This is a genomic window from Azonexus sp. (assembly GCF_030824335.1).
Taxonomy (GTDB): domain Bacteria; phylum Pseudomonadota; class Gammaproteobacteria; order Burkholderiales; family Rhodocyclaceae; genus Azonexus.
In genome coordinates, this window is the sequence record NZ_JAVBXX010000019.1 from 61,277 (window position 1) to 77,897 (window position 16,621).

14 protein-coding genes are annotated in these 16,621 nt (G+C 53.2%); all 14 read right to left on the bottom strand.

Annotation, left to right across the window (positions count from 1 at the left end; all coding sequences use genetic code 11):
- Positions 1–96: 96 nt before the first annotated feature.
- Complete coding sequence (locus RCI20_RS12405; protein ID WP_306605962.1) at positions 97–2,028, bottom strand: chemotaxis protein CheA; 1,932 nt, start codon at positions 2,026–2,028, stop codon at positions 97–99.
- Positions 2,029–2,040: 12 nt separating this feature from the next.
- Positions 2,041–2,895, bottom strand: coding sequence for a protein phosphatase CheZ (cheZ, locus tag RCI20_RS12410; RefSeq protein ID WP_306605964.1), 855 nt, complete (start codon positions 2,893–2,895; stop codon positions 2,041–2,043).
- Between the two features lie 9 nt (positions 2,896–2,904).
- Positions 2,905–3,300, bottom strand: a complete 396-nt coding sequence (gene cheY / locus RCI20_RS12415) for a chemotaxis response regulator CheY (RefSeq protein ID WP_306605966.1) — start codon at positions 3,298–3,300, stop codon at positions 2,905–2,907.
- Between the two features lie 23 nt (positions 3,301–3,323).
- Positions 3,324–4,262: a chemotaxis protein gene (locus tag RCI20_RS12420; protein ID WP_306605968.1), complete on the bottom strand. Its 939-nt coding sequence runs from the start codon at positions 4,260–4,262 to the stop codon at positions 3,324–3,326.
- Positions 4,263–4,279: 17 nt separating this feature from the next.
- Positions 4,280–5,251, bottom strand: a complete 972-nt coding sequence (locus tag RCI20_RS12425) for a chemotaxis protein (protein ID WP_306605970.1) — start codon at positions 5,249–5,251, stop codon at positions 4,280–4,282.
- Positions 5,252–5,379: 128 nt separating this feature from the next.
- Positions 5,380–5,685, bottom strand: a complete 306-nt coding sequence (locus tag RCI20_RS12430; protein WP_306605971.1) for an STAS domain-containing protein — start codon at positions 5,683–5,685, stop codon at positions 5,380–5,382.
- 76 nt (positions 5,686–5,761) lie between these two features.
- Positions 5,762–6,838 (bottom strand): chemotaxis response regulator protein-glutamate methylesterase, encoded by a 1,077-nt coding sequence (locus RCI20_RS12435; RefSeq protein WP_306606295.1) that lies wholly within the window; start codon positions 6,836–6,838, stop codon positions 5,762–5,764.
- A gap of 43 nt (positions 6,839–6,881) precedes the next feature.
- On the bottom strand, positions 6,882–7,487 hold the full coding sequence (cheD, locus tag RCI20_RS12440; RefSeq protein WP_306605973.1) for a chemoreceptor glutamine deamidase CheD: 606 nt from the start codon (positions 7,485–7,487) through the stop codon (positions 6,882–6,884).
- Positions 7,488–7,498: 11 nt separating this feature from the next.
- Entirely contained in the window at positions 7,499–8,404 is a 906-nt protein-coding gene (locus tag RCI20_RS12445) for a CheR family methyltransferase (RefSeq protein WP_306605975.1), read from the bottom strand.
- Entirely contained in the window at positions 8,404–11,229 is a 2,826-nt protein-coding gene (locus RCI20_RS12450; RefSeq protein ID WP_306605976.1) for a methyl-accepting chemotaxis protein, read from the bottom strand. The genes RCI20_RS12445 and RCI20_RS12450 overlap by 1 nt, the downstream gene beginning before the upstream one ends.
- 24 nt (positions 11,230–11,253) lie before the next feature.
- Entirely contained in the window at positions 11,254–13,275 is a 2,022-nt protein-coding gene (locus RCI20_RS12455; RefSeq protein ID WP_306605978.1) for a methyl-accepting chemotaxis protein, read from the bottom strand.
- Between the two features lie 23 nt (positions 13,276–13,298).
- Positions 13,299–13,799 (bottom strand): chemotaxis protein CheW, encoded by a 501-nt coding sequence (locus RCI20_RS12460; protein ID WP_306605980.1) that lies wholly within the window; start codon positions 13,797–13,799, stop codon positions 13,299–13,301.
- A gap of 20 nt (positions 13,800–13,819) precedes the next feature.
- Entirely contained in the window at positions 13,820–16,174 is a 2,355-nt protein-coding gene (locus tag RCI20_RS12465) for a chemotaxis protein CheW (RefSeq protein WP_306605982.1), read from the bottom strand.
- Positions 16,175–16,255: 81 nt separating this feature from the next.
- Positions 16,256–16,621, bottom strand: a complete 366-nt coding sequence (locus RCI20_RS12470; RefSeq protein WP_306605983.1) for a response regulator — start codon at positions 16,619–16,621, stop codon at positions 16,256–16,258.

Consider the following 16,621-nt stretch of genomic DNA (forward strand, 5'->3'; position numbering starts at 1 on the left):
ACCGAACAACCCGATGAGAAAAAAGGAATCCCATAAAAAAGAAGAGAGGGGGCCAAGCCCCCTCTCAACTCGTTGACTAGCAAGGAGTATTTGGCATTAGCCAAATTCAAAATTCCTGATTGCCGTACCAACCTCCCCGTGCTGCCCCAGATCGGTCAACAACTCCTTCATATCCAAAATCAGCACAATCTGACCATTCGACAGAGTAGTCACGCCAGCAACCCCCTTAGGACGAAAATCCTCAAGCGACTTAATCACCGCATCATCACGACCGGCAAAACTATCCACACTGAGAATGAAGCTGCGCTCTGCAGTCTGCATGAAAACGCCGTACTCTGGCGTCCGCACCAAAGGCCAACCAAGCATCCGAGCCAAGGAAATAATAGGCAAAACCTCACCCCGAACAACCATCGTCTCCTTACCGCCCACTTCTTGTATCCGTTGCTGATCGATCGGCAAAATTTCGCGGACCAAGGACAGCGGCAAAGCAAACGGCTGATCCCCCAGGAGCACCAACAAAACTGGCAGGATCGCTAACGTCAGCGGCAACGAAATGAGGAAAACCGACCCTTTGCCGGGCTCTGAGCGAATTTCGACAGACCCGTTGAGTTTCTGGATATTGGTTTTCACCACATCCATACCCACGCCACGCCCCGACACATCCGAAACCTGAGCCTTGGTTGAAAAACCGGGCAAGAAGATCAGATTCAGGCTTTGCCGCTCGTCCAGAGTATTGGCTTCCTCTTCTGAAATAAGTCCTTTATCAACCGCCTTGGCTCGAATCCGCTCGGCGCTCATCCCTTTGCCATCATCAGCAATAATCAGGACGATGTGATCACCTTCCTGGCGCGCCTCAAGACGAACCAAGCTCTTTGCCGGCTTACCCGCTGCAGCCCGCTCATCCGGCAACTCCACCCCATGATCTACCGCATTACGGATCAGGTGAATCAAGGGATCGGCAAGGTCTTCGATCATGGTCTTGTCAACCTCGGTTTCCTCACCGGCCAACACCAATTCGACATCCTTGCCTAGCTGTCGCGCCAAGTCACGTGCAATCCGAGGATACTTCTGGAACAAGCGCCCGATCGGCTGCATTCTGGTTTTCATTACCGAGTTTTGCAGATCGGAAACCAGCAAATCAAGCTGGCTAACCGCCTGATCTAGAGCGTGCAAAGTTTCTGAATCGCTTTTCCCTGCCAGAATATCGGCACGCAAACTGGTCAGACGATTCTTTGTCAGACCAATTTCGCCGGACAAATTCAACACTTGATCCAGGCGCGACGTATCGACGCGAATAGTATTTTCCCGAGCCCGCTCTTCTGTACGACGTGCTGCAGCCGGCTGCGGGTTGGGACGATCACTTGTCCTTCGACCGTAAGGCGAAGCCGCCTGGCTGTCAGCCTCAGCATCGGCTCGAGCCACCGGCGTTGCCGACGGCTTGGCGGCAACGGCTGGCGCGGCTTCGGCGCGAGTAATCAATTCCCCTTCGGCCGCTTTAACGGCCTGCCCGGTCACTACTTCGTGCAATTGATTCCAGTCTGGCTCACCAGATGCGCCAGCCGACGTTGGTGCCCCGCTTGCTAGTGGCACAATCACAGGAGGCGGCTCAACCGGTGCCGGCGCACCGCTCGGCATTTCGCCATTCAAAGCCCCTTGCAAAGCCGCAATAACACGCGACTCTGCCGGCTGAGGTTGCACCATTTGCCCCAACTCGCCAAACATTTCACGCACACCTTTAGTGGCATCCATGATGACGTCCATCAATTCGGCTGTCAGTTGAAGCTCACCATTACGCAAGCGGTCAAACAAATTCTCGGTTAAATGACAGAGCGTAACCAACTCACTGGCATTGAGGAAACCAGCCCCTCCTTTTACCGTGTGAAAGCCTCTGAAAATATCATTCAACAAACCCTTATCATCAGGGGTCTTTTCAAGATCAACCAGTTTGTTGTCAACATCTGACAAGAGATCGTGGGCTTCCTGCAGGAAATCCTGCAGGAGATCTTCCATTCCAGAAAAGTCGCTCATTTTCGATCCTCCTCAGAAGCCGAGGCTATCGAGCAGGTCATCCACCTGCTCCTGATTAACCACAATATCGGTACGACCTTCCGCATTGACGACAGGCCCATTCATCAGACTGGTTACCTCGTCAGTCCGCTTGGCCTCCGGCAATACCTCGATCAATAGACCCATCAAACCACTTTCAAGCTCCTGCGCCAAAGTGACAATTTTCTTGATGACTTGCCCAGTTAGATCCTGGAAATCCTGAGCCATCATGATTTCAGTCAACTGCGCATGTGTCGCTGCAGTTTTTTCCGGCAACTGCTGACGCAGAAACTGCCGGGTTTCAATAGCCAACTGTCTGAATTCATCCGGCCCAAGCTGATTTGCAAAAACCTTGTCCCACGTCTCACCAAGCTGGCGAGATCGAGCCTCGACATCCTCGACCAAAGGGCCTGCAATATCGGTTGCATTGAGTACCCGGCAGGCCGCCTGCTCGGTTAGGTTGGCGATATATGCCAACCTATCTTTGGCATCCGGCAAGGCCGAAACAGCCTTCTCCAACACCTTGTCATAACCAAGCATCCCCAAGGTGTCGTGCAAGGCGCGTGCCATGTGACCAATGCGATTAAAAACAACCTCTTGCTGCGTCCAGTTTTCATCCTCAACAACCGGAACTCGTTCGCTTACATCGGAGGTCACGACGGCACTAGTGGCAGCCACTGCTGCAACGCTGTCAAATAATGCCTGAAGATCGTCACTATCCGCACCTGTCTTGGCAGGAGGCGCAGAAACAGGAGCGGGGGGGGGGGCCGCCGGTTTGCCCGGCTGGAAATCCGATGCAATCGAGTCAAACAGCGCTTCGAGATCGGAGGAATCATTGCTTACTGACATGCATCCTCCTTAAGCTTGTCCAAATTTTTCGAAAATCTTGTTCAACTTTTCGGACAAGGTTCCCGCCGTAAAAGGCTTTACGATATAACCACTGGCACCTGCTTGGGCTGCCGCGATGATATTTTCCTTCTTGGCTTCAGCAGTAATCATCAGCACAGGCAAATGTTTCAAAGTCGGGGTTGCACGAATGGTCTGCAGCAGCGTAAGGCCGTCCATATTTGGCATATTCCAGTCAGTCACAACGAACTCAAAACCACCATTCTGCAACTTTTGCAGGGCGATCGCCCCATCCTCTGCCTCATCGACGTTAGTAAAACCTAACTCTTTCAGCAGGTTACGAACAATACGGCGCATGGTCGAAAAATCGTCCACTACCAGAAATCTCGTTTTTGGATCAGCAGCCATGCAACACTCCAATATATTTTTTGTTAGCGCTCAATCAGCGGACGCAGGGTATCAGCCAACGCCTCGGCATCAAATTTTGCCACGTAGGCATCCACACCAACCGACTTGCCCATTGCCCTGTTGGCCTCAGAGGATAGCGATGAATGCATAACCACGGGGACCCCCTCAAAACGAGGATCGGACTTGATATTTTTGGTTAGCACATAACCATCCATTTCCGGCATTTCTGCGTCAACCAGGATAAGCCTCACCTCATCCCGGATATTGCCGCCACTCTGCAAGGAGTGCGCTGCAATACCTTGCAAGCGTGTCCACGCTTCCATGCCATTGGTTGCGTGTTTGTGCCGAACACCAAGCCTATCAAGCACTTCAGCTATCTTGCGTCGCGCAACGATCGAATCGTCCACAAAGAAGACGCTCGTATCAGGATCGACGCGCGCCGGAGAAATATCAACAATCATCGCCTCGCCAAAAGCATTGGCCAGAATCTGCTCCACATCAAGAATGGAAACCAGACCGCCGCCTTCCAATTCAATTACCGCAGTAATAAGGCCGTGGTTTGCAGTCAATACGCTTTCTGGTGCTTTTACCCTCTCCCAGTCCACACGGATGATTCGGTCAACTTCGTGAACCAGAAACCCCAAGGTACGCTTGGAGTATTCGGCAACCATCATCGTTTTACCCAAACCTTCGGGCACTCCCTCCAACTGCATGAAGGGGGCCAGCGAAAGGACCGGAATGACATTGCCGCGCAGGGATATCAGGCCTTCCACACCTCGCGGCATATTGGGCGTTTTGGTGATGTGGGGCGTACGACCGACTTCACGCACCTTGAATACATTGATGCCAAAAATCTCACGTGTACCGAGAGAAAACAACAAGATTTCCATCTTGTTGGAGCCTGCCAGACGGGTTCTCGCATCAACGCTATCGAGCAAATTCTTGTTTTCGACCAGATTCATCCTTGACTCCCCGATTTTTAAGTCTTGGCAACCGAATCAGCGCCCACAACACCAAGCCGACGCGCAAGCGTTTCCGAAAGTCGCTGCGGCTCAAATTTCGGCACATACTCATCAACACCGACCGACTGACCAAGTTTCTGGTTGGACATCCCGGACAACGAAGAATGCATGATCACGGGAATATTCGCAAAACGCGGGTCTGATTTGATTTTCTTGGTCAGAATATAGCCGTCCATTTCCGGCATTTCGATATCTGTCAGGATCAAATTAATGATCGATGATGGCGACTTTCCGTTGGTTTTTGCATAACTCGCAACCTTTTCCATCTCGTCCCACATCTGACGCCCGTTAACAGCACTGAAGCCTTTGACACCCATGGTATCCAAAGTACGTTGTATCTGCTTGCGCGCCACACTTGAGTCATCACAATAGAAAACCGTCAAATCAGGACGGTCGACCGCAACAACACTACGGAATACCAGATCATTTTCTGTAGCGGTCGTTTCAGACAAGACTTTTTCCACATCCATCATCATGACTAGGCGGTTATCTTCCAACTCGGTCACTGCAGTGACCAGCCCCCCCGTCTGAGCCATCAACATCTCTGGAGGCACCCGCATCTTGCTCCAGTCCAGGCGCAAGATGGTATCGACCCCTTCTACGAGAAACCCCTGCGTATGACCGTTATATTCAGTAACAATCATGATTTCACGCGGCGTATCGACAGGGATACCCGAATACTTGGCGAGGTCAATGACCGGAACCAAGGCACCGCGCAGACTGACCATCCCTTCAACAGAAGAAGGCATATCGGGCGCCGCCGTAATCTTCGGCGTGCGCATGACCTCGCGCACTTTGAAGACGTTGATGCCATAGGTTTCGCGCTGCCCGGTTCGTGGGTCTACCCCGAGAAAAAACAGCAGTATTTCCAGCTTGTTGGTACCAGCAAGCTTGGTTCGCGCATCAATATTTTTTAATAATTCCGACATTCTTATCCCCTCGCCTCACACCCTGCCGAGCCTTCGCATCGGACAAAGCTACCATGCAACTGTCCGGAAGACCATACACGCACAAACCGAAGCTCTTTTCGCTCAGGATTTACAGCACAGAGAGTCACTCAGGAAATGCGAAAAAGCTTACTGAAATTGGCTATTTCAAGCACTTGCTTGACGTTACCCTGCACACCACTAAGCACAACATCCTTCCCACAACCGCCCATTTTATCCCGCAACATCAACAACATGCCTAGCGCCGAACTATCCAGATAATCAACACCGGAGAAATCCACGGTCAACGCGCGGCAACTGTCGTCGGAAATCAGCGGCTCATAAGCAGCACGAAAATCTCGGTGAGTATTGAAATCAAAACGGCCAACGAGTGAAATCGTCACCATTGCCGCATCCTGCTTAATGCTTGTTTGCATTTCAATTCCTAAAAAATACCAAAACCGCTCACAGTTTAATACTTTAGTAGAGGGCGGCAAGTGTCGGTGATAAAGATCAGCGGGCTGCAACAGCAATTACCCTGCGCGCCATATCATCCAAAGCACACTGCTCTTCCACGGCACCAATCAAAAAAGCCTCTCGCGGCATGCCGTAGACCACACAACTCGCCTCATCCTGACCGAACGTTCTTGCCCCTGACTGGCGCATGCGCAACATACCTTGAGCACCATCCTTGCCCATTCCGGTCAGGATCACACCAATCGCCTGCCGCCCAAGCACCTGGGCCGCTGAATCGAACAAAACATCAACGGATGGACGATGACGATTTACCGGCGCCGAAGCAGACAACTCTGTCAACAAACCACCGGCACCGCGGCGAATCAGCAAATGTGAATGGCCGGGAGCGATATAGACCGTACCGGCTTCAACACGCTCATTTCCTTGTGACTCAATGACCCGCGGGGCACACAACCCATCCAAACGACGGGCAAATGATGCAGTAAAGGTTTCCGGCATGTGCTGAACGATCAAAATCGGTGGGCAATTGGCAGGAATACCCAGCAGAAACTCTTTGATAGCCTCTGTCCCTCCAGTCGACGCCCCCAAAAAGATAATTTTTCCGCCAGCCGATGAGGTAATGCCTACCGAAGGTGAACTCGCCATTGTCGACGCATTGCGTTGCAACGGTACAGAGGCCTCTACACCAGAACGACTGGAAAACCGCCCCCTGACACGAGCCCCACGTGCAGCACGAATTTTATCTGTCAATTCTTCGGCATACTGCTCCACACTTTGCCCCGCATCAGTACGTGGTTTGCCGATAAAGTCCACCGCGCCCAACTCTAGTGCTTTCAGTGTCGTCTCCGAAGTGGCGCTGGTATAAGAAGAAACCATGACCACAGGCATCGGACGCAAACGCATCAGACGCTCAAGAAACTCCAGCCCATCCATCCCGGGCATGTTGACATCGAGCGTCAAAACATCGGGATTGAGATTTTTGATCATTTCACGTGCAGTTTGCGCATCTTGCGCAGCACCAATGACTTCGAGATCGGGAACGGCATTAATCATGGCGCTCAACAGTCCGCGCATCAACGCCGAATCATCCACCACCAAAACACGGGTCTTGATCACGATGCGCTCCCGTAGGAAATTCTATTCAACATATGCATAGTTAGACAAACAACTCAACGTCACCCGCAATCGGCCCACCGGATAGACGTTCCTTGTAATCGCGTTCGCGGCTGAACAAGGTTTCGTTATGGACACGATGTAATTTCTTGACCAACACACGACCACTTTGCGGGAAGTAGTAAACCTTGCGTGGATACGAATCAAGAAGATCCTTGGCCACGATGGGTATTTTTTCCGTTTTCAGATAATCCAGGACAAATTCGGCATTCCGAACCCCAACATTGCTGCTCGACAAACTGGCCATCACCGCACCACCGCCGAACACCTTGGCCTCCAGACGATTGCGCCGAGCCCCCATTTTCAGCAAATGATTAATCAGCACCTCCATGGCATAAGAACCATAGCGCGCGGAGGTTTTTACCGTTTCACGACCACCGTCGTCCGGCAACATGAAGTGATTCATGCCGCCGACACCGGAATCCATATCGTGGATACAGGCGGCTACGCAAGAACCCAAAACGGTCACCAGAAGCATGTTTTCACCGGAGACGAAATACTCCCCCGGTAAAATTTTCGCGGCATCCGTCTCAAAATGCCGATCGAAGTAGCGGTTACTCGCCAGATGTTCGTCGTAAGCGTGCTGCACGCGCGTCCTTCTCAGCGAGCCCCGGCCAGCGCATAGACTGTTTTGCCGAGAGACTTGAACAAATCCGCTGCATGAAGAAAACTTTCCGAATGGCCAGCAAACATCAGACCATCGGGCTGCATCATCGGAGCAAAGCGCGAGAGTATTTTATACTGCGTTGGTTTATCGAAATAAATCATCACGTTACGACAAAAAAGAACATCAAGCGGCCCCTTCACCTGATACGTTGCATCAAGCAGATTGATACGGCGAAACTCGACCAGACGCTTCAATTCCGGCCGAATTGCGGCAAACCCGTCCTGGCTACCGGTGCCTCGCAAAAAAAAGCGGCGCAGACGCTCAGGAGACATTTTCTCCAGGCGGTCCATTCCATAAACCCCTTTTTGGGCCGTCGCCAACACATTGGTATCCAGATCTGAAGCAACAATGCTGACATGCGAAACATCCTGGCCAAACGTTTCGGCGACGGTCATCGCAATCGAATAGGGCTCTTCTCCGGTCGACGCGGCGGAACACCAAATTTTGATCGGTCGGCGCGTACCCAGTTTCCGTAGATGTTCAGACAGGACAGGAAAATGATGCGGCTCACGGAAAAAAGAGGTGAGATTGGTCGTCAGGGAATTGACGAAACGCTCCCACTCATCACCGCCATGGCGCTCAAGCGTATCGAGGTAATCGCAAAAACTCTGCTTGTTTAATGCACGCAGACGTCTGGCCAGGCGCGAATAGACCATGTCTTTTTTGACCGGTGAAAGCGAAATCCCAGCGTGCTGATAGATAAGTTTGCGGACACGCTCAAAGTCACCATCCGAAAAATCGAACTCGCGCCCAGCCGTTTCTCTGGGCGGCAAAACCTTGCTCAACCCATCACGTAAATTGGCGGTCGCCGGTGGCGGACGCTTTGGATCCAGAGCCATTAGAACTCTTCCCATTCATCATCGAGGCTTGATGGCAAACTGCGCATCTTGGCCGTGGGTGGCGGCCGACGCTCAACAGTAGCGGACGGACGGGGCAAGGGAGTCGACAAACTGGGCAATTCTCGTCCGGCGGAAAGCTTGAATACGGAAACGGCACGTGCCATCGACTCGGCCTGCTCCTCCAGACTTTCTGCGGCAGCCGCTGCTTCCTCCACTAGTGCCGCATTTTGCTGCGTGACCTCATCCATCTGGCTGACCGCCAGACCGACTTGTTCTATACCGGCACTCTGCTCCCGACTGGCTTCTGCAATATCGGTCACGATTTTTGCCACACGTTTGATACTGGCCATAATCTCGGTCATGGTTGCCCCTGCCTGATCAACCAGTTTGCTACCTGTTTCGACCCGCCCTACGGAATCCGAAATCAAGCCCTTGATTTCCTTGGCTGCGGCCGCACTGCGCTGCGCCAAATTGCGCACTTCAGTTGCTACCACGGCAAATCCGCGCCCCTGCTCGCCGGCACGGGCGGCCTCGACTGCTGCATTGAGGGCGAGAATATTTGTCTGGAAGGCGATACCGTCGATCACCCCGATGATATCGGCAATCTTGGCGCTGGCCTGATGGATCGAACCCATGGTGTCCACCACCTTACCAACGACTTCCCCCCCCTGTTCGGCAACACGTTGGGCGCTACCGGCAAGTTCGTTGGCTTGACGTGCGTTCTCGGCATTCTGCTTCACAGTCGCCGTCAATTGCTCCATGCTCGATGCGGTTTCCTCGAGACTGCTCGCTTGTTCTTCCGTCCGGCTCGACAAATCCTGATTACCCGAAGCGATCTGCTTGGCCGCCACATTGATGACTTCAGCAGAGCCTTGAATCCCCCCAACCAGTTCACGCAAGCGGGTCACCGTCAGATTGGCATCGTCCTTCAAACGCCCGAATGTCCCCTGATAATCCGTGGTGACGGTATGCATCAGGTCCCCCGCCGCGATCTTGGACAACAGGTCGGCAATCTCGGTAATCGCCGAACTGCTGGTTTCCAACAGGCTATTGATCCCGTTACCCAACTCTTTATAGAAACCTTCAAGCGCGTCCGGATCAAGACGCGCACCAAGATTGCCGGCCGAGGCTTGGGCAATCAGATCCGCGACAAGGCGTTGTGCATTGATTTCGGCAGTGCGGTCCAACCACTCACCAACCGTACCCAAGCGCTCGCCCCGCTCGTTGACGATGGGATTGGTCACCACACTGAAAATTCGCCCCCCCATCTGCATTTCTGTTGTGCGCGTTCCCTGCAATTCGCGCAAGCTGAGCAACACGGCCTTCGGGTCCGAATACAAGTCACCAATATTGCTGCCAACAAAGCGGTCGACCGAGAAATTCGGCAGAGATTCACGCATGGCTGGCTCGATCTTTCGCAGCGTGTTCTGCAGTCCCTTGTTGGCGTACAGCACGACACCTTCATCGTTGGCAATACGCAAGTTCGAGGTCACACAATCCAGCGCGATCTTGATCCGCAGATTGTCGTTGGCGATGCGCTGGGCCTCGGCTACGTTGAATCCCTGCTGAATCTGCATCGACTGCAGGCCCTGCAGGATCTTGCCCATTTCATCATTGCGCGCAATATCGACATTACGGGTGAAGTCGCCGTTTGCCAGAGACTGGAAGGTGGCGATGATGTCATCGATCGGACGGGTAATCGAACGGATGATTGCGCTGGCGATCCACAAACCAACCAGCACGGCGACCAACAATATGCCCAGCATCCAGGTCAACTGACTGACATAACGTTGCTCACCTTCCGTAACCAGGCGCTGCGCCTGTTCGGCCTGGAATTGATACAACTCGTTTGCCTTGGCCGCAGCCACCATATAGGTTGGGTTGATCTTGCCCAGAAGGATCACGTTGGCGTCATCAAAACGCCCCTCCAGCAACGCCTCACGTGCCGGTAGCAGGCCATCCTTGACATAACGGGTCCGTGCTTCGGCAAATTCAGCCACCAGTTTCTGCTCGGCCTCGCCAACAACGGCTTTACTGTAGGCCTCCCAGCGCCGGGAAATTTCAGCAATGTTTGCAGCGATCTGATCCGTATGGAACTCAATCTTGTGATCATGCTGATGAGCATATCGCCCAGCAGGATCGTGCTGCAGCGTCAACAACACCTGACTTCGATTCTCTGCCATAAGCCGACCGATTTCCGAAAGCAACTGCGTCGGCTTGATTCCCTGCTCGTTAAGCAACTGCGATGTGGTCTGGGTCGAACCGATCCCCCAGATACCCAGTCCTGCAACCAGCACCATCGTCGCCAGCATCGTGACAAAACCCGCATACAACTTCTGCCGCAAGGACCAGCCGGCAGCCATACCCGGACCACCTTTGGCCACCGCACCGTGACGGATGTGCAAACCGCCAGCCCGATTTTCCCGGAACAGTCGGTAGGCACTTTCTGCGGCCTCTATCTGTTGCCGTGTTGCCTGACGACGAACCGACATGTAGCCGACAACTTGACCATTTTCCCGAATGGGCGTTGCCGTTGCCAGCACCCAATAGAAGTCACCGTTCTTGCAACGATTCTTGACCAACCCAGTCCACGGACGTCCAGCCTTCAAGTCACGCCACATATCCTCGAAAGCCTCAGCCGGCATATCGGGATGACGCACAATGTTGTGCGGCTGACCGATCAGTTCGGCTTCTGAAAATCCGCTGATACTGATGAAGTCCTTGTTGAGATAGGTAATCAGCCCTTTAAGATCTGTCTTGGAGACGATCAGGCTCTCATTGGTCAACAGGATTTCGTTCTGGGTGACAGGCTGGTTATTGCGCATGGATCTGCCCTTCATTTTTCTGCATTAAAACTCTGCCCACTCATTCGGCTGGGCAGACATGGCGGGGATGGACCCCGGACTCAATTTTTGTGGCATTTTTGCGGTCAACATCGCGGAGGCCGATTTTTTGCCATGAGTCAAGGCTTGCCTCGACTCGTGTTTTGGCGGCGATGCAAACTCGTCGCTCGATGTCGCATGATGCCCCTTCGACAAACGGAATACCGAGACCGCGCTGGACAAACTCAACGCCTGCTCCTGCAAGCTTTCTGCAGCGGCAGCGGCCTCTTCCACCAGCGCAGCATTCTGCTGCGTGACCTCATCAATCTGGCTGATCGCGCGACCGACCTGCTCAATTCCTGAACCCTGCTCCCGGCTCGCCGATGAAATATCCGCCATCAGGCGCGCCACGCTTTGAATGCTCGCGACGATTTCGCTCATCGTCGCCCCCGCCCGATCCACCAATTTGTTGCCAGCAGCCACATTACTTGCAGAATCAGCGATCAACGACTTGATTTCCTTGGCTGCTGCTGCACTGCGCTGGGCCAGACTGCGCACCTCCGTCGCGACGACGGCAAAACCACGGCCCTGCTCGCCCGCTCTGGCAGCCTCAACCGCAGCATTCAGCGCCAGAATATTGGTCTGAAAAGCAATACTGTCGATCACGCCAATGATATCGGCAATCCGGTTACTCGACTGCTGAATGGCACTCATGGTTGTCACGACCAGCCCGACCACCTCACCGCCCTGTTCGGCGACACGCTGCGCATTCCCCGCCAACTGATTGGCGCGCGCAGCATTATCCGCATTCTGGCGTACAGCACCGGTAAGCTGCTCCATGCTCGACGCAGTTTCTTCCAGGCTGGAGGCCTGCTCTTCGGTACGCCCGGACAAATCCTGATTACCGTTGGCGATCTCCAATGCGGCTGTATTAATAGCATCGGTGGCCTGCTTGATCGACAAAACGATCTCTTGCAGGTTGTCGACCGTACCATTTGCGTCATCCCTGAGTTTGGCCAGCAATCCCATGTAAGGCGTGTCAATTTTTTGCGTGAGATTGCCTTGAGCCAAAGCCGAAAGCATCCGCCCAACCTCTTCCAGCGCCTGGCTATTTGCTTCGAGTAGACGATTCACGCCAGTGGACAATTTCAGGAAAAACCCATGTTTGTCATCAATGACAATTCGCCGGGAAAAATCGCCCGCAGCGGCAGCCTCGATAATCTCGCTAACCTCCTGCTCTATGGCTACCTCACTGGTCCGGTCAAGCCACTCGACAACCGTCCCCAAACGACGACGTCCCTCACCAAAAATAGGCGAGGCAACCAGCGAAAAGGTATGCCCGCCTATTTTGACCTGGCTACGCTTGGGGCTGCTCAGGCCAGCCAACAAATTACGCTGATGCGACGGATTCCGGTGAAAACAATCGAAATCGGCCCCGAGAATGGCATCAGCACGAAAATCCGGTAGTTCGTGACGAATATCCGCCTCGGCCCGACGCATCATTTCCAGCACGGCGGTATTGCAATAAATGATCTTGCCGTCAGTATCGGCAACCATGACACAATTCGTACCGACATCCAGCGCTACTTTGATCCGCAGCGTCTCCGCTGCAATCTGCTGCTCTCTGGAAAGACGAGCCTTCAAATCAGTCTGCATATGCGCCAGCGTCTTGAGCAACAGCGCCGGCTCATCCTCACCGCTCTGATCGATCCGGTTATCGAAGTTTCCGGCGGCAACTGATTCGGCAAGCCCTACGGCGTCAGCCAGCGGCCTGGTAATCTGCCGAACAACCCACAGACCAAGCGGAAACATCACGATGATCACAAAGCCGATCAGTAGTAGCAAACCACCCTGAACACTCTGCTGCATCGCGCTGATTTCTTCGACCAGTCGCAGGCCCTCTACATTATCGACCGCAATCATCCGGACCTTGTCGCCGATCAAGCCCAAACTCAACACCCCGACAAGCGCAAATGCAATCATCAAGAGCAGCGCCCCCACCGTCGTCGCCATCAAGCGGGTCGATATGCTGAAATCGCGTACGTTCATTCGATCAGTCCCCAAACGTTTACTTACTCGGCAGCCGCTTCAATAAGTTCCATATCTGCACTGCTCATCAAGCGCTCGATATCGGTAACGATCAACATGCGCTGATCGATGCTGGATAGCCCCAGAATGTACTTGGTATCGAAAGAGCCTGAAAAATCCGGGGCCGGGCGAATCTGCGCCGAACTCAAGGACAAGACATCAGAAACGCTATCAACCACAGCGCCAATGACCCGACCTGCAATGTTCAGGATGATAACCACCGTAAATGGCGTGTATTCAATCTTCCCGAGATTGAATTTGATCCGCAAATCGACGATTGGTACGATAATGCCGCGCAAATTGATGACCCCTTTGATAAAAGGCGGCGCATTGGCAATCAAGGTTGGTGGCTCATAACCGCGAATTTCCTGCACCTTCAGGATATCGATCGCATATTCCTCGTTACCCAACGTAAAAGTCAGGTATTCACTGGCGACCAGATCATTGTCACCGGAGACTGCGCCTCCCTGTATCATGGCTTCCATCTATCGCTCCTCATCTGCCGCTAGCCGGCTTTTTGCATATTCGTTCTGGCCATCCCGGCAATTGCCGAGACATCCAGGATCAAGGCTACGTGACCATCACCCATGATGGTTGCCCCGGAAACCCCGGGCACCTTGCGATAATTGGCCTCCAGACTCTTGATGACAACCTGGTGCTGACCGAGTAAAGCATCGACAAACAAGGCCACCTTGGCACCATCGGCATCCAGAACCACCATGATGCCTTGGGTAAAATCGGTCCATGCCGATTGAAGCCGGAACATTTCATGCAAGACAACAACCGGCAGATACTCCCCGCGCACCTGCACCACCCGTGCCTGATTCGACAGCGTTTTAACATCGCCGGTCTTAGGCTGCAGGGATTCAATCACGTAAGAAAGTGGCAAGATATAAATCTGGTCACCAACAGCTACCGACATACCATCAAGAATGGCTAGCGTCAGTGGCAAGCGAACCGTCATACGCGTTCCAATACCCAGCATCGAATCGATTTCAACGCGACCACCCATTGACTGGATATTGCGCCGTACGACATCCATCCCCACGCCGCGTCCCGACACGTCAGTTACCTGCTCTGCAGTTGAAAACCCCGCTTCAAAAATAAGGTTGAATACCTCTTGATCACTCATCTGATCAGAAACCGGCAAGCCCCTCTCGCGTGCTTTCTGGAGAATCTTGTCGCGTGGCAATCCTGCGCCATCATCTCCTACCTCGATGACAATGTTGCCTCCTTGGTGGTAGGCCCGGAGGGTAATGGTTCCGGATGGACGCTTACCGGCTGCTTGCCGCTTTTCAGGCAACTCGATGCCATGATCCAGACTATTTCGGATCAAATGGGTCAATGGATCAGCAATTCGCTCAATCAGGTTTTTATCGAGTTCGGTAGTTTCACCGGAAGTTTTCAACTCGACCTGTTTGCCAAGCTTCGACGACAAATCGCGTACGACTCGGGGAAAACGGGAGAACACAAAGGAAATCGGCATCATCCGGATTGCCATAACCGATTCCTGCAGATCGCGTGTATTACGTTCCAGTTGAGCCAAGCCATTGAGCAAACGCTCGGGGGCATGCTCCTGCATCAGCGCAGAAGTCTGGAGCAACATGGCTTGAGTAATAACCAACTCGCCTACAAGATTGATCAACTGATCAACTTTTTCGACGCTTACCCGGATTGATGAGTCACTTGTCGCGGCAGATGCAGAAGGCGACTTCATTGTACTGAGCGCAGGCTTAGCAGATGGTGCTAGCTTATCCACAACAGGTACTGGAACAGGTAGAGGATTCATCACCGCAGAAGGAGATGGAGCGATTAGCTGGAAGAAGCCAAAACCATCACCTTCTTCTGGCTCTATAGAAACGGCTGCGACTACCTGTGCAGGCTCAGAAGATGGTGAGGAAATCGGCTCAAAAAAACCATAAGCATCGGAATCTCCACTGGCATCACCCACCAAGGCAGGCAAAGGGGCAAAAAACCCGAAACCATCCCCTTCTTCTGCCAGCAAGTTCTCTGGGCCGGCAAGCGGTAGCGGTTCAAAAAAACCATAGCCCTGCAATTCATCCGGAACCCCAGGAGAGTCCTGAAAAAACCCGAATGCTTCATCCCCATCTTCAGCAGACGAAATCTCCTCCGATATCCGCCAGGCACCACTCTCCGCGATAAAGTCTATCTGGTCGGAAAATGACTCCGGCACTTGACTTGTTCTCAGACGAATATTCCAGTAGCCCGCGCCGGGGGTGCCTGAAGCTGGGCTATCAAGCACTTCAAGTTCGCCGAAAGAGCGCAATTCGGTGAGCAAGTTTTGTACGCCGACTCCGCTCGCCGCGACATCAGTCGGGACGAATTGGATATCGAAAACACGGAGGATTGAATCGCCCGGAAGAGCAACTGGCGCATCGCCTGGCGCTGAAGGCAAAGGATCCGCGACAGAAACCTGCGCTGCAACAGGCGAAACGACCTTCGCTCCCGAGTCATCACTCGACAGCTGACGCAAGCGGCTGGTCATGGCTTCAACCGTTTGAAGGTCAACCATACCGTGCCCCTGATGCGCTTCAAGCATACTGCGCAATACATCGCCAGCCTCAAGAAAGGCATCGACCATATCCGCACGCAGTTGCAGTTCATGCTTGCGTATGCGGTCTAGCAAATTTTCCAGAATATGTGTCGTTTCGGCCAGGTCAGTAAAGCCAAAGGTACCGGCACTTCCCTTGATCGAATGCGCAGCGCGGAAAATCGCGTTCAGTTGTTCAATATCCGGACTATCAAGATCCAGATCAAGCAACAGCGATTCCATAGCCGCCAAATGCTCTGCCGATTCCTCGAAGAACACTTGGAAAAACTGACTCATGTCGATTGACATGCTTCCTCCTCAGACGGGCAGCATCATCTCAGCAACCCGGAAACGGATTCAGCAGGGACTCGCCCCACCAAGCGGGGAGAATCAGCCGATCACCTTGCGTACGACCTCAATAAGTTTTTGCGGATCAAACGGCTTGACCAGCCAACCGGTTGCCCCCGCAGCCCGCCCTTGCGTCTTCATCGCGTCAGATGACTCAGTCGTCAGCATCAGGATAGGCGTCGCAGCATACTGGGGAAGCGCACGCAAACTCTTGATCAGACTCAAGCCATCCATGCGTGGCATGTTCTGATCGGTCAACACCAAATTGATACTACGTGACTTGGCTTTATCCAGGCCATCCTGGCCGTCAACCGCTTCGACAACATCGTAGCCAGCACTTTTCAGGGTAAAAGAGACCATTTGACGAATGGAAGCGGAGTCATCAACTGCAAGAATGGTTTTTGCCAT

Bases quoted from the DNA above. Each gene is read 5' to 3' on its own strand.
- RCI20_RS12405 (WP_306605962.1), bottom strand. From the start codon at position 2,028: ATGAGCGACTTTTCTGGAATGGAAGATCTCCTGCAGGATTTCCTGCAG.
- cheZ (WP_306605964.1), bottom strand. From the start codon at position 2,895: ATGTCAGTAAGCAATGATTCCTCCGATCTCGAAGCGCTGTTTGACTCG.
- cheY (WP_306605966.1), bottom strand. From the start codon at position 3,300: ATGGCTGCTGATCCAAAAACGAGATTTCTGGTAGTGGACGATTTTTCG.
- RCI20_RS12420 (WP_306605968.1), bottom strand. From the start codon at position 4,262: ATGAATCTGGTCGAAAACAAGAATTTGCTCGATAGCGTTGATGCGAGA.
- RCI20_RS12425 (WP_306605970.1), bottom strand. From the start codon at position 5,251: ATGTCGGAATTATTAAAAAATATTGATGCGCGAACCAAGCTTGCTGGT.
- RCI20_RS12430 (WP_306605971.1), bottom strand. From the start codon at position 5,685: ATGCAAACAAGCATTAAGCAGGATGCGGCAATGGTGACGATTTCACTC.
- RCI20_RS12445 (WP_306605975.1), bottom strand. From the start codon at position 8,404: ATGGCTCTGGATCCAAAGCGTCCGCCACCGGCGACCGCCAATTTACGT.
- RCI20_RS12450 (WP_306605976.1), bottom strand. From the start codon at position 11,229: ATGCGCAATAACCAGCCTGTCACCCAGAACGAAATCCTGTTGACCAAT.
- RCI20_RS12455 (WP_306605978.1), bottom strand. From the start codon at position 13,275: ATGAACGTACGCGATTTCAGCATATCGACCCGCTTGATGGCGACGACG.
- RCI20_RS12460 (WP_306605980.1), bottom strand. From the start codon at position 13,799: ATGGAAGCCATGATACAGGGAGGCGCAGTCTCCGGTGACAATGATCTG.
- RCI20_RS12465 (WP_306605982.1), bottom strand. From the start codon at position 16,174: ATGTCAATCGACATGAGTCAGTTTTTCCAAGTGTTCTTCGAGGAATCG.
- RCI20_RS12470 (WP_306605983.1), bottom strand. From the start codon at position 16,621: ATGGCAAAAACCATTCTTGCAGTTGATGACTCCGCTTCCATTCGTCAA.